Source organism: Pseudomonas sp. MDV22-iso1, assembly GCF_058145095.1.
The window spans coordinates 430818-443571 of the sequence record NZ_JBYVMF010000002.1 but is presented as its reverse complement, the minus strand read 5'-3'; the positions used below and the strand labels follow the sequence as shown (position 1 = coordinate 443571).

Here is a 12754-nt window from a genome sequence, read left to right as displayed (position 1 = left end):
CCTTGTGGGAGCCGGGCTTGCCCGCGATGGCATCGACTCGGTCTGACTGACAGACCGAGTCGATGCCATCGCAGGCAAGCCCGGCTCCCACATTTGATTGCATTCCAGCTCAGCCATTGTGTGAGGACACCGTTTTGCGCTCTACCGAAGTCGTGATCATTGGCGCTGGCGCCGCAGGGTTGATGTGTGCGCTGACCGCCGCCGGGCGCGGGCGCAAGGTGATGTTGCTCGACCATGCGAACAAGGCCGGCAAGAAAATCCTGATGTCCGGAGGTGGACGCTGCAATTTCACCAACATGTACACCGAACCGGGCAATTTTCTCTCGCAGAACGAACACTTCTGCAAATCAGCACTGGCCCGATACACCCAATGGGATTTCATCGGGATGGTCGCCAAACACGGCGTGCCTTATCACGAGAAAAAGCTCGGCCAACTGTTCTGCGATAACAAATCCAGTGACATCCTCGAGATGCTGCTCGATGAGTGCAATCAGGTCGGCGTCAGCCTCCACCTGGACACCTCGATCCAGACGATCGAGAAGCTCGTAAACGGTTACCTGCTGGACACCACGCTGGGCCAGATCAGCTGTGAGTCCCTGGTGATCGCCACGGGCGGCCTGTCGATTCCGACCTTGGGCGCTACCGGCTTTGGTTACCAGGTGGCGAAGCAGTTCGGCCACGATCTGTTGCCGACCCGCGCAGGTCTGGTGCCATTCACTATCACCGATCAACTCAAAGAGCTGTGCACCGAGCTGTCCGGTACGTCGGTGGATTGCCTGGTGAGCTGCAACGAGCAGAGTTTCCGCGAGAACATCCTGTTCACCCATCGCGGCCTGAGTGGACCGGCGATTTTGCAGATCTCTTCGTTCTGGGAATCGGGTGACACCGTAGAAATCAATCTGATGCCCGATCACGACATGCCTGGCTGGCTGCAACAGCAACAGGCCGAGCGCCCGAACAGCGAGTTGAAAACCCTGCTGGGTGAGATCTTCACCAAGAAAATGGCCAACCTGCTGGCGGACAACTGGTTCGTCTCGAAACCGATGAAGCAGTACACCCATGCGGAAATCGCCGACATCGCCGAAAAACTGGCGAGCTGGAAAGTCGTACCCGCAGGCACCGAAGGCTACCGCACCGCCGAAGTGACACTGGGGGGCGTTGATACCCATGAAGTGTCATCCAAGACCATGGAATCGCTGAAAAGCCCTGGTTTGTATTTCATCGGTGAAGTGCTCGATGTGACCGGACATCTGGGCGGTTTCAATTTCCAATGGGCCTGGGCCTCGGGTTACGCGGCCGCGCAGTTCGTTTAACTACACAGGCCCTATGTAAGAGCCATGTAGGAGCTGTCGAGTGAAACGAGGCTGCGATCTTTTGATCTTGCTTTTGAAAGAACAAGATCAAAAGATCGCAGCCTCGCTTCGCTCGACAGCTCCTACAGAGGACCGCGGTTACAGGGAAGGAACAAATTTTGCTGCCAGATGTGATCGACGCCATTGCGTCGACGTCATTACTGGCTCAATTTAGCGGCATTGCCTCGGAAGGCCTTCGCACTTCATGTCATCGACCCCACTTCATCAGTCTCTGCGTCGCCTCTGGGCGCTGGATAAATTCAGCTACAGCGTGCGGGTGTTCATCGCCCTGACCGGCAGCATGGCGCTGTGTTGGTATCAGGATGAAATGGGGCTGCTGATCCCGCTGTTCCTGGGGATCATCGCCAGCGCACTGGCCGAGACCGACGACAGTTGGCAAGGCCGCCTCAACGCGTTGGCCGTGACGCTGGTGTGCTTCAGCGTCGCCGCGCTCTCCGTCGAATTGCTGTTCCCCTACCCCATCGTCTTCGTCATCGCCCTGGCACTGGCGAGCTTCGGCCTGACCATGCTCGGCGCCCTGGGCGAGCGCTACGGTGCGATAGCCTCGGCGACACTGATCCTGTCGGTCTACACGATGATCGGCGTGGACCAGCGCGGTGGTGCGGTCACTGACTTTTGGCACGAGCCGCTGCTGCTGGTCGCCGGTGCCGCCTGGTACGGCTTGCTGTCGGTGTTGTGGCAGGCGATGTTTTCCAACCAGCCAGTGCAACAGAGCCTGGCGCGGTTGTTTCGGGAGTTGGGGTTTTACCTGAAGCTGAAATCATCGCTGTTCGAGCCGATCCGTCAGATGGACGTTGAAGCGCGCCGCCTGGAACTGGCCCAACAGAATGGGCGCGTGGTCGCCGCACTGAACGCCGCCAAGGAAATCATTTTGCACCGGGTCGGCAATGGTCGACCGGGTTCGAAAGTCAGTCGCTACCTGAAGCTGTACTTCCTCGCTCAGGACATCCACGAACGCGCCAGCTCCTCGCACTATCCTTACAACGCGCTGGCCGAGGCCTTCTTCCACAGTGACGTGCTGTTCCGCTGTCAGCGCCTGCTGCGCCAACAGGGCAAAGCCTGTCGAGCACTGGCCGAATCGATCCAGATGCGCCAGCCGTTCATCTACGACGCCAGCTTCGCCGAAGCGCTGAGCGACCTGGACGCCTCCCTGGAACACTTGCGCGGCCAGAGCAATCCGGCCTGGCGTGGCCTGTTGCGTTCGTTGCGGGCATTGGCGGCGAACCTGGGCACCCTCGACCGCCTGCTCAGCGATGCCAGCAACCCGGATGCCCTGGCGGACGCCACCGACAGCAGCTTGCTCGACCGCTCGCCGCGCAGCCTCAAGGATGTGTGGATTCGCCTGCGCACGCAGCTGACACCGACCTCTTTGCTGTTCCGCCACGCCCTGCGATTGCCCCTCGCGCTGAGCATCGGCTACGGCATGGTGCATTTGATTCACCCGTCCCAGGGCTACTGGATCATCCTCACCACACTGTTTGTCTGCCAACCGAACTACGGCGCCACGCGACGCAAACTCGGCCAGCGGATCATCGGCACCGCCATCGGCCTGACGGTGGCCTGGGCGCTGTTCGATCTGTTCCCGAACCCCTTGGTTCAGTCGTGCTTCGCCATTGCCGCCGGGGTGGTGTTCTTTATCAACCGCACCACCCGCTACACCCTGGCAACCGCCGCGATCACCCTGATGGTGCTGTTCTGCTTCAATCAGGTGGGCGACGGCTACGGGCTGTTTCTGCCAAGGTTGTTCGATACCTTGCTCGGCAGCCTGATTGCCGGCCTGGCGGTGTTCCTGTTCCTGCCGGACTGGCAGGGACGGCGCTTGAACAAAGTGCTGGCGAACACCCTGACGTGCAACAGCATTTACTTGCGCCAGATCATGCAGCAATACGCTGCCGGCAAAAGCGACGACCTCGCCTATCGCCTGGCCCGACGCAACGCCCACAATGCCGACGCCGCTTTGTCGACCACGCTGGCCAACATGCTCATGGAGCCGGGCCATTTCCGTAAGGAGGCGGACGTGGGCTTTCGTTTCCTGGTGCTGTCGCACACCTTGCTCAGTTATTTGTCAGGGCTGGGTGCACACCGTGAGACGCAGCTGCCAGCGGATGTTCGAGAGCATCTGATTGAGGGGGCCGGGGTGAAACTGGCCGCCAGCATTGATGAGATCGCCCAAGGCCTGGCGAGCAAAACGCCGATCGCGATTCAGAGCGATGAGGAAGAGGCACTGGCTAACGAGCTTGAGCAGATGCCGGATGAAATCGATGAAGGGCAGCGGTTGGTGCAGACCCAGCTGGCGTTGATCTGCCGGCAGCTTGGGCCATTGCGGACGTTGGCGGCGCACCTGATCAAGGACACCAGCGCGCAGTGATGGATAGCTTCCTGTAGCAGCTGGCGAAGCCTGCGTTGGGGCGCGAAGCGGCCCTGATTTTCAAGCGGGCATCACAGCGTCTGGACAGCGACCGCTTCGGTCGAGCGCGACCCCGGAGCGGACGCAGCCTTCGGCAGCTGCTACAGGTACTTCTGTACGCGATTTCACATGCCATGCTGCTTCATCAACCGCTCATAACTTCCGTCAGCCTTCATCGCCGCGATCTCGCGATCAAATCCCGCGACGATCTGTTCATGCCTGGGATTCTTCAGGCTGACCAGTATGTGCAGGCTGTTCTCGCTCAGTGGTTTGGGCAGGAATTCCACCGAGTTGCGCACTTTTGAAGATTCCCTGGACAAGTAATAGCGCGCGACGAATTCGTCCTCCAAGGTCAACTTGACCCGGTCGGCCGCGACCATGCGCACTGCCATGGCGAAGTTGTGAACCGGGACTTTCTGCAGCGACGCATCCTCATCGAATGCCGCCGAATAGGCATAACCGCGCACAACCGCAATCGGGTAGGTGTGCAGTTGCTGCAGATTGTTGTACTCGATGGCCACGTCTTTGCGTTTGAGAAAGCGCACCCGGTTAAGCAGGTATTCGCCGGAAAACTGACCGAGCTTGGTGCGCTCCTGGTTGTACCAGGCATTCACCAGCACGTCGTAACGCCCCTCGCCGATGCCGAGCAAGGCTCGCGCCCAAGGCACTTGCTCGAAATCGCTGGCATAACCGGCTCGGGCCAATGCGGTGCTGACGATGTCCGTGGCCAGACCGCCGTTAATCAACGTGGCATCCGTAAACGGAGGCCAGGCATCGGCGACCAGTCGCAACTTTTCCGCCACCGCGCTCTGAGTCAGCAACAGCAATCCAATCAAAGCAAAGGCTCGATGCACTCGCGGCATGCTGGAAAATCCTTGGCGGGCGGACTGTCATCGAAGATTACACAAAGAAAACAATCCCGCGCGAAATGAATGATGGCATTTTGGCCTTTGTCACAGATTCGACCGCCATAAAGACATCTTTCATCAGGGAGCTTAGTATCGGGCGACGTTGATCAAGGAATGTGGACATGACTATTGATTGGGTGTGCAAACACCACAGCGATTTGGGCAAAGAGCAGCTGTACGCCATTCTGCAACTGCGGGCGGAGGTCTTCGTCGTTGAACAGAAGTGTGTGTATCAGGACATCGATGGCCAGGACCTGGAAGGCGACACCTGCCATTTGATGGCTTGGGAGGAGGATCGTCTGGTGGCGTACCTGCGCTTGCTCGACCCGGAGCTTCAGGGCGGTGACGTGGTGATCGGCCGGGTGATCATTGCCCCTCAGGCACGCGGAACCGGGCTCGGGCATGAGTTGATGGCCCAGGCGCTCAAACAGGCTGCGAAGCGCTGGCCGGATGTGCCAATCTATTTGTCAGCCCAGTCGCATTTGCAGGGGTATTACGGGCGGTACGGGTTTGTCGTCGCGGGCGAGGAATACATGGAAGACGGAATTGCGCATATCGGGATGCGTCGCCCTTGAGGGCCCTATCGCGAGCAGGCTCACTCCTACAGGGCTGCATTCCAATGTGGGAGTGAGCCTGCTCGCGATGGCGTCAGACCTGACACTGCAAATTCAGGGGTATTCGAGCACGGCTTTCACCTGCCGCAAATTACGCTCGATCCAGCCGCGATCAATCGCTCCCCACTCGCGTATCCGATAGCGCCCGGCATGATTGCGCGCGCCCTCTTCCTGTTCGAACTCGCACACGATGTCCAGGTCCGCCAGCGCAGCAATCGTGTCCTGCGCCGTGCGCCGGGGCATGCCGGTGACCTCGGTCAATGCGGGAACGCTGCTGGCCAGCCCACTGTCGATCAGGTAAGCCACGTATAGCCGGCGGTAGAAACTGGTTTTGGTCTTGCTAACGTCCATCCATTTGCCCCGCATTCATTGGAAGATCAAAAGATCGCAGCCTGCGACAGCTCCTACGCGCCCGTGGGCGCTGGCATATCCCGCCACGTCAGGTACACCCGCAGATCGAACTCCACCTGGTGATACCCCGGCAACATGTGTTCGCACAGCTTGTAGAACGCCTTGTTGTGATCCGACTCTTTGAAATGCGCCAGTTCATGCACCACGATCATTTTCAGAAACTCGGAGGGTGCCTCCTTGAACAGCGAGGCCACGCGAATTTCTTTCTTGGCCTTGAGCTTGCCACCTTGCACCCGGGAAATGGTGGTGTGCAGGCCGAGGGCGCGGTGGGTCAAGTCCAGGCGATTATCGAACAGCACTTTATCGATGGCCGGCGCGTTACGCAGGTATTCCTGCTTGAGGTCCAGCGCGTAGGTGTACAGCGCCTTGTCGCTCTGTACCCCGTGCTTCTCGGGGTAACGCTGGCTCAGGTAATCGCCCAGCCGACCTTCGCTGATCAGTTGGCGTACTTGGTCCTGCAATGCTGCGGGATAGGCCTGGAGATATTTCAACGCGGTCATCGGGGCGGGCAACGTCAATCACGAAAAGGTCGTCAGTGTAGCGAATTCAGAGGCTCAGCGCGTTCCAGTCAAACGGCTGCACGAAGTCGATGACTTCCTCGGCGATCATCGGCCGTGCCACCAGAAATCCTTGCACGTACTCGCAACCATGGGCTTGCAGCCATTCATATTGCGCAACGGTCTCGACGCCCTCGGCAACGATCAGCAACCCATATTGCTTGCACAGGTCGATGACGTTTCGCACCAGCGCCGCATCCCGCGAGGAGTGCGGCAACCGCGCAATCAAGTGCCGATCGATTTTCAGCGTATCCAGTTCCAGGTCGCGCAAGTAAGACAGCGAGCATGCGCCAGACCCAAAATCATCCAACGCCACCCGCACCCCGAGATTGCGCAGCAACCGCAGTTGCTTGCGGGTTTCCTCAGGGTTTTGCGCCAACGCCTCTTCGGTCACCTCGACTTCCAGATAGCGCGGCTGCAAACCATGGCGCTCCAGCACCTGGCGCAATTCGGTGACCAGATGGGGCATGCCGAACTGAGTGCTGCTCAAACTGACGCCCAACACCAGATCCGAGGCAAATACGGTTTCCCACGCCTTGCGCTGCCCTGCTCCGTGCTGATAAATCCAGCTGCCGAGACGGCTGATCAGTTGCGCTTCTTCCAGCAAGGGCAGAAACAACCCGGGCGGGACATCGCCGACGCTCGGATGCTGCCAGCGCAGCAGGGCTTCGAAGCCGCGAAGGTGCCCGTCGGCGATGGACACCTGCGGCTGGTACACCAGATTGAAATCACGATTCTCGATGGCGTCGCGAACGCTCTCTTCCAGCATCAATCGCGAGCGGGCGCGGCCATTCATGTCATGGTCGTAGAAACGATACTGCTGACGCCCGGCGCGTTTGGCTTCGTACATGGCGATGTCCGCCGCTCGCAGCAAACCATCCAGATTGGAACCGCAGTCCGGGAAGGTGGCGATGCCGATGCTGGCGCCCAGCGCGATGTCCAGGCCTTCGATTTGCTGACAGGCCGAGACTCGATCGATGAGTTTTTCGGCAATCTTCGCCGCCTGCTCGGGAAAATCCAGGTCGAGCAACGCCGTAAACTCGTCGCCCCCCATACGCGCAAGTACATCCAGGGGACGCAGCGAGCCTTTCAATTGCTCGGAGACCCAGCGCAGCACCCGGTCGCCAGCATCATGCCCGAGTGAGTCGTTGACCCGCTTGAAGCCGTCCAGATCCAGGTACAACAGCACCCAGGCCCCGTCGGTTCGTTCGCCGCGCAACAACAGGTTTTCCACTGTTTGATAAAACCCGCGCCGGTTGAGCAGTCCGGTCAACGGGTCGGTGACAGCCTGGAACTCCAGTTGCTTATGAAGATGACGCACCACCGACATGTCCAGCACCGTCACGACCATGGCGTGCTGCTCGGCCGGCAACGGCGCGCAGGACAGCGCGACAGGGACCTGCTGATTGGGTGCGGTACGCAGCAGTGCGTCGTGCAGGCGCAAAGTCTCACCGCGCTTGTAACCCGCCAGCCACTCGGAATCGGCCCAGATCGGGATGTGCGGTTTTTGCAGGAAATCCAGGAATTCCTTGCCTTGCAGCTCTTGCACCGTGGCGCTGAGCATCCGTGACATGGCCGGATTGGCAAACTGGATCAGGCCATCCTCGCCAACCACCAGAATGCCTTCGGCGGCGTTTTCCAGTACCGAGGCGTTGAAGGCGCGCGCTACTTCCAGATCGTGGCTGAGGCGTTGCAAATCGCGACGATTACGCTGGTGTTCCAGCAGCGCCTGCACTTTGGGCTTGAGGATTTGCGGGTCGAACGGCTTGAACAGGTAATCCACCGCGCCGCTGGCGTAACCCTTGATCACGGCTTCCTGGGACTGTTCGTTGGCGGTAAGGAAAATAATCGGCGTCAGGCGAGTACGTTGGCTGCCGCGCATCAGTCGTGCGACTTCAAAACCGTCCATGCCGGGCATCTGCACGTCCAGCAGCACCAGGTCCACATCGTGTTCGAGCAATAGGCTGAGGGCTTCGAAACCGGAAAGCGCGGTCATTACTTGCCAGTCCTGGCGCTCCAGCAAAGCACGCATGCTGACGAGGTTCTCAGGGTAATCGTCAACGATTAACAGGATAGGGTTGCCTTCACCTGGCGTAAGTTGCCCGCATTCCATGCTGCTTCTCTTTGTTCGGGGAGTCAGGCCGGTTTTGGGTAAAAACCGGACAATTACCAAGCCATCACTCTAGACCTGGATCCAGGAAAGCAGTAGCTGTCAGAGCGCCATCATTCTACGAAAGCGTTAATTCGCCGACTAACGGTCGCGCCTACAGGCCGCTAAAACCGGGGAAGATGGCCTTTTAACAGGATTTTGACGTCATCCATCTGTCAGTTCGACGTTAACAATGTTGCCTTCTACGCTTATAAAGACCGCCCTCTAAGGCGCGTGCTAGAGCTTCTGGCACGTGCGTGCAGCAAAATTTGTGGAAGCTTTGTCTATGATCGATCTCGCAACCTGGAACCTCAGCGTTCCCGTCGGCAACCCGCCCTACACCGTTGAAACTGCAAAACTGGTGAAGGGGTTCAAGGATCAATACTTCCATTCCGATACCGGCACCTTGTTTTTCTGGTCACCGGTGACTGGTTCCAAAACTGAAAACGCGAAATATCCTCGCACTGAGCTTCGCGAAACCTACAGCAACGGCACCCTGCGCAACTGGCTTTACCCGGACGCCGACAACTCCCTGCGTGCCACGTTGGCGGTGAATCAGGTGCCGAGCTCGGGCAAGATCGTTATCGGTCAGATTCATGCCTATCAAAGCCAGAAGCCGATGGTGAAGGTCGAGTATCAGTACAAGACCAGCACGCAGTCAGGCAACATCGTCGCCAAGGTGCGCATGCGCCCCGACGACGGTGAAGGTCGAGTCATCACCATCGCTACCGGGGTGAAGCTGGATCAGCAATTCTCCTACCTGATTCACCTGAGTCCCGGCGGTTCGTTAGGCATTAGTGCTGCGGGCTATCAATGGGACACCGATATCAGCAAGACCTGGCGAGACAAGCCGCTGTATTTCAAGGCCGGGGTGTATGTTCAGGATCACACCGGGTACACCAGCGAAGGCGGGAAGGTGACGTTCAGCAAGCTGGATATTGATCACGACAAGTAAATTCCAAATCCTCCCGATCCCTGTAGCCGCTGCCGAGCCCGCGAGGCTGCGTTCGATAGCGAAGCAGTCGTAAACCGACACCACATTCTTTGGGGTAACGCTGGCTTAACTATCTGGCGAGGACTTCGTCCTCGAACGCAGCCTCGCGGGCTCGGCAGCGGCTACAGGGGGCAAATGTCAGCCCACAAAAAACCCGCATCGCTGCGGGTTTTTTGTGGGTGCTGATTGACGCTGAGGCTTAGTTGACCTTGGCGTTCAACTCACCTTTGAGGTAACGCTGATACATCGCTTCCAAGGAGATCGGCTTGATCTTCGAAGCGTTGCCTGCGGTACCGAAAGCTTCGTAACGAGCGATACATACATCACGCATTGCAGTGACGGTAGCGCCAAAGAATTTACGTGGGTCGAACTCGCTCGGATTGGTGGCCATCAGGCGACGCATCGCACCGGTGGACGCCAGGCGCAGGTCGGTGTCGATGTTGACCTTGCGCACGCCGTGCTTGATGCCTTCGACGATTTCTTCAACCGGTACGCCGTAGGTTTCTTTGATGTCGCCGCCGTACTGGTTGATGATCGCCAGCCAATCCTGAGGCACCGAAGACGAACCGTGCATGACCAGGTGAGTGTTCGGAATGCGCTTGTGGATTTCCTTGATGCGGTCGATCGCCAGCACGTCGCCGGTAGGCGGCTTGGTGAACTTGTAGGCGCCGTGGCTGGTGCCGATGGCGATGGCCAGGGCATCGACCTGAGTGCGCTTGACGAAGTCAGCGGCTTCTTCCGGGTCGGTCAGCATCTGGCTGTGATCAAGCACGCCTTCTGCACCGATGCCGTCTTCTTCACCGGCCATACCGGTTTCCAGCGAACCCAGGCAGCCCAGCTCGCCTTCTACCGAAACACCGCAGGCGTGAGCCAGGGCTACGGTTTGTTGGGTCACGCGGATGTTGTAGTCGTAGTCGGTCGGCGTCTTGCCGTCTTCGCCCAGGGAACCGTCCATCATGACCGAGCTGAAGCCCAGCTGGATGGAGCGCTGGCAGACGTCAGGGCTGGTGCCGTGGTCCTGGTGCATGCACACCGGGATGTGCGGGAATTCTTCGATGGCCGCCAGGATCAGGTGACGCAGGAACGGCGCGCCAGCGTATTTGCGAGCACCGGCCGAAGCCTGGACGATCACCGGGGAGTCAGTCTTGTCAGCGGCTTCCATGATGGCGCGCATCTGCTCAAGGTTGTTGACGTTGAAGGCTGGAACGCCGTAGCCGAACTCGGCTGCGTGGTCCAACATCTGGCGCATGCTGATAAGTGCCATTGTGTGTGTCTCTCCCGGTTTAGGGTCGTTAATCGTGCCAGCCTGCCGTAGCGGCGGCGGCTATTCAAGTTATTGCAGATCGGGGGTTGGCCCGGGCTGCGAATTCGGTAATACAAAAATCTTGAGAACCATCGATTCCCTGTGGGAGCCGAGCTTGCTCGCGATGGCGGTTTAACTGCCAGCACATGCATTGAAAGTGCCGGCCTCATCGCGAGCAAGCTCGGCTCCCACAGGTTTGGTGTCGGCTCTGGGTGCTACTGCGCTTTACACCCGCGCCCAATCAAATCATTGGTAGCGACCCAGTAAACCAGGCCTTCCTCACCTTTGATGTGAAACGCCAGCATGTCGTTGCTGTACAGCGAACCCGACGCGCCGGGTTCCTGCTTGAGACGATAGACCTGGTCGGCGCCGCCAAGCCGCACATCGACTTCCTCGCGTGCAGCATCAGCATAGCGCCATACCACTTTGGCCTGGCTGTCGCAGGTCCAGGTGGTCCAGTTGTCCGCTGGGGCTGAACTGTCGAACAGGTTGAAATTCGAGCAACCTGCCAGCAGAGCCAGCGCCATGACGGCGATAAAACCTTTCATCCATGTTCCTCGACCAACGGCGCACGCCGCCGGCCTTGAGTAATGAGTCAGACCCGTCAAGGGCAACCACGTTCCTTGGCGGGGGTCTGTGTCTCGTATTTGTCCAGGCCATCAGGCCCGGAACGCTTGTTGATCACCGGGTTGGTTTCCGCCTGCCAGTCAGCCTGGTAGCAGCCTTTCTCCACCTCGGACGGAGCAGGTTCCGGGGTGGCTTTCGGGTTACTCCCGCAAGCCGCCAGTGAACCCGCGACGATCAACAGCGCTAACGTCTTGACCATGTGAACACTCCCTTTCCTGGTCAAATGAACCGCCTCAGGCCTTGGCCCGACTTTCCAGGACTTCAACGGCCGGCAGCACTTTGCCTTCGACGAATTCGAGGAATGCGCCGCCACCGGTAGAAATGTAGGAGATCTGGTCGGCAACGCCATATTTATCGATGGCTGCCAGGGTGTCGCCGCCGCCAGCGATGGAGAACGCCGAGCTCTCTGCGATAGCTTGGGCCAGCACTTTGGTGCCGTTACCGAACTGGTCGAATTCGAACACGCCTACCGGGCCGTTCCACAGGATGGTCTTGGACGACTTCAGCAGCTCGGCGAAATTCGCCGCGGTCTGCGGACCGATGTCCAGGATCATGTCATCTGCGGCCACATCAGCGATCAGCTTGACGGTCGCGGTCGCGCTTTCAGCGAATTCCTTGGCAACAACAACGTCGACCGGCAATGGCACGCTGACCTTGGCGGCGATTTCGCGCGCGGTGTCCAGCAGGTCCGGCTCGTACAACGACTTGCCGACCGGGTGACCGGCAGCAGCGAGGAAGGTGTTGGCGATGCCGCCACCGACGATCAGCTGATTGCAGATCTGGCTCAGGCTGTTCAGCACGTCGAGCTTGGTCGACACCTTGGAGCCGGCAACAATGGCGGCCATAGGCTGGGCCGGAGCGCCGAGGGCTTTACCCAATGCGTCCAGCTCTGCAGCCAGCAGCGGACCCGCCGCAGCGACTTTGGCGAACTTGGCCACGCCATGGGTCGAACCCTCGGCGCGGTGGGCAGTGCCGAAGGCGTCCATCACGAACACGTCGCACAGGGCGGCGTATTGCTGGGCCAGGTCGTCAGCGTTCTTTTTCTCGCCTTTGTTGAAGCGCACGTTTTCGAACAGCACGATGTCGCCGGCTTTCACGTCGACGCCACCCAGGTAATCAGCCACCAGCGGCACTTCGCGGCCCAAGGCCTTGCTCAGGTAGTCAGCCACTGGCTTGAGGCTGTTCTCGGCCGAGAACTCGCCTTCAGTCGGACGGCCAAGGTGCGAGCAGACCATCACGGCCGCGCCTTTTTCCAGGGCCAGCTTGATGGTCGGCAGCGAGGCCAGGATTCGCGCATCGCTGGTGACAACACCGTCCTTGACTGGGACGTTGAGGTCTTCGCGAATCAGTACGCGTTTACCTTGCAGATCGAGGTCGGTCATCTTCAACACGGTCATGGGTCGCATTTCCT

At 59.2% G+C, this 12754-nt stretch carries 12 protein-coding genes; 4 read left to right on the top strand and 8 right to left on the bottom strand.

All coding sequences use genetic code 11. The features are described from left to right. Positions 1 to 134 precede the first annotated feature (134 nt). Both AC3ZVB_RS04405 and yccS read left to right on the top strand, forming a co-directional pair. The gene (locus AC3ZVB_RS04405) at positions 135 to 1313 is read left to right on the top strand and encodes a BaiN/RdsA family NAD(P)/FAD-dependent oxidoreductase (RefSeq protein ID WP_490145849.1); all 1179 of its coding nucleotides are present in this window, start codon (positions 135 to 137) and stop codon (positions 1311 to 1313) included. A 244-nt stretch (positions 1314 to 1557) separates the two neighbouring features. Beyond that, on the top strand, positions 1558 to 3741 hold the full coding sequence (yccS, locus tag AC3ZVB_RS04400) for a YccS family putative transporter (protein ID WP_162436164.1): 2184 nt from the start codon (positions 1558 to 1560) through the stop codon (positions 3739 to 3741). Positions 3742 to 3905: 164 nt separating this feature from the next. On the opposite strand, the gene AC3ZVB_RS04395 is transcribed toward yccS, so the two are convergent. Then, on the bottom strand, positions 3906 to 4643 hold the full coding sequence (locus AC3ZVB_RS04395) for a substrate-binding periplasmic protein (RefSeq protein WP_490145848.1): 738 nt from the start codon (positions 4641 to 4643) through the stop codon (positions 3906 to 3908). 167 nt (positions 4644 to 4810) lie between these two features. Here AC3ZVB_RS04395 and AC3ZVB_RS04390 point away from each other — a divergent pair, with 167 nt between their 5' ends. Then, complete coding sequence (locus AC3ZVB_RS04390; RefSeq protein WP_194691065.1) at positions 4811 to 5263, top strand: GNAT family N-acetyltransferase; 453 nt, start codon at positions 4811 to 4813, stop codon at positions 5261 to 5263. Between the two features lie 93 nt (positions 5264 to 5356). Here AC3ZVB_RS04390 and AC3ZVB_RS04385 read toward each other — a convergent pair whose 3' ends face one another. The 3 genes from AC3ZVB_RS04385 to AC3ZVB_RS04375 are packed head-to-tail and all read right to left on the bottom strand — an operon-like array spanning position 5357 to position 8383. Next, a complete protein-coding gene (locus AC3ZVB_RS04385; protein ID WP_162436161.1) occupies positions 5357 to 5653 on the bottom strand; it encodes a winged helix-turn-helix domain-containing protein in 297 nt (98 codons plus the stop codon). 53 nt (positions 5654 to 5706) lie between these two features. Beyond that, the gene (locus tag AC3ZVB_RS04380; protein WP_194691121.1) at positions 5707 to 6213 is read right to left on the bottom strand and encodes a M48 metallopeptidase family protein; all 507 of its coding nucleotides are present in this window, start codon (positions 6211 to 6213) and stop codon (positions 5707 to 5709) included. A gap of 46 nt (positions 6214 to 6259) precedes the next feature. Next, a complete protein-coding gene (locus AC3ZVB_RS04375; RefSeq protein WP_490145847.1) occupies positions 6260 to 8383 on the bottom strand; it encodes a putative bifunctional diguanylate cyclase/phosphodiesterase in 2124 nt (707 codons plus the stop codon). A 322-nt stretch (positions 8384 to 8705) separates the two neighbouring features. Between AC3ZVB_RS04375 and AC3ZVB_RS04370 the strand changes: the two genes are divergently transcribed. Beyond that, on the top strand, positions 8706 to 9374 hold the full coding sequence (locus AC3ZVB_RS04370; RefSeq protein ID WP_162436159.1) for a polysaccharide lyase family 7 protein: 669 nt from the start codon (positions 8706 to 8708) through the stop codon (positions 9372 to 9374). Positions 9375 to 9612: 238 nt separating this feature from the next. Here the strand turns inward: AC3ZVB_RS04370 and fba are convergent, their stop codons facing one another. The 4 genes from fba to AC3ZVB_RS04350 all read right to left on the bottom strand — a co-directional run bounded on the left by fba (position 9613) and on the right by AC3ZVB_RS04350 (position 12740). Then, positions 9613 to 10677 (bottom strand): class II fructose-bisphosphate aldolase, encoded by a 1065-nt coding sequence (gene fba, locus AC3ZVB_RS04365; RefSeq protein WP_046045276.1) that lies wholly within the window; start codon positions 10675 to 10677, stop codon positions 9613 to 9615. 254 nt (positions 10678 to 10931) lie between these two features. Then, complete coding sequence (locus AC3ZVB_RS04360; protein WP_162436157.1) at positions 10932 to 11264, bottom strand: MliC family protein; 333 nt, start codon at positions 11262 to 11264, stop codon at positions 10932 to 10934. A gap of 56 nt (positions 11265 to 11320) precedes the next feature. Continuing rightward, positions 11321 to 11542 carry a hypothetical protein gene (locus AC3ZVB_RS04355; protein ID WP_162436156.1) on the bottom strand — a complete coding sequence of 74 codons (222 nt, stop codon included), beginning with the start codon at positions 11540 to 11542 and terminating at the stop codon, positions 11321 to 11323. A 34-nt stretch (positions 11543 to 11576) separates the two neighbouring features. After that, positions 11577 to 12740, bottom strand: coding sequence for a phosphoglycerate kinase (locus tag AC3ZVB_RS04350; protein WP_194691061.1), 1164 nt, complete (start codon positions 12738 to 12740; stop codon positions 11577 to 11579). Positions 12741 to 12754 lie beyond the last annotated feature (14 nt).

Bases quoted from the DNA above. Each gene is read 5' to 3' on its own strand.
- yccS (WP_162436164.1), top strand. From the start codon at position 1,558: ATGTCATCGACCCCACTTCATCAGTCTCTGCGTCGCCTCTGGGCGCTG.
- AC3ZVB_RS04395 (WP_490145848.1), bottom strand. From the start codon at position 4,643: ATGCCGCGAGTGCATCGAGCCTTTGCTTTGATTGGATTGCTGTTGCTG.
- AC3ZVB_RS04390 (WP_194691065.1), top strand. From the start codon at position 4,811: ATGACTATTGATTGGGTGTGCAAACACCACAGCGATTTGGGCAAAGAG.
- AC3ZVB_RS04385 (WP_162436161.1), bottom strand. From the start codon at position 5,653: ATGGACGTTAGCAAGACCAAAACCAGTTTCTACCGCCGGCTATACGTG.
- AC3ZVB_RS04380 (WP_194691121.1), bottom strand. From the start codon at position 6,213: ATGACCGCGTTGAAATATCTCCAGGCCTATCCCGCAGCATTGCAGGAC.
- AC3ZVB_RS04375 (WP_490145847.1), bottom strand. From the start codon at position 8,383: ATGGAATGCGGGCAACTTACGCCAGGTGAAGGCAACCCTATCCTGTTA.
- AC3ZVB_RS04370 (WP_162436159.1), top strand. From the start codon at position 8,706: ATGATCGATCTCGCAACCTGGAACCTCAGCGTTCCCGTCGGCAACCCG.
- fba (WP_046045276.1), bottom strand. From the start codon at position 10,677: ATGGCACTTATCAGCATGCGCCAGATGTTGGACCACGCAGCCGAGTTC.
- AC3ZVB_RS04360 (WP_162436157.1), bottom strand. From the start codon at position 11,264: ATGAAAGGTTTTATCGCCGTCATGGCGCTGGCTCTGCTGGCAGGTTGC.
- AC3ZVB_RS04355 (WP_162436156.1), bottom strand. From the start codon at position 11,542: ATGGTCAAGACGTTAGCGCTGTTGATCGTCGCGGGTTCACTGGCGGCT.
- AC3ZVB_RS04350 (WP_194691061.1), bottom strand. From the start codon at position 12,740: ATGACCGTGTTGAAGATGACCGACCTCGATCTGCAAGGTAAACGCGTA.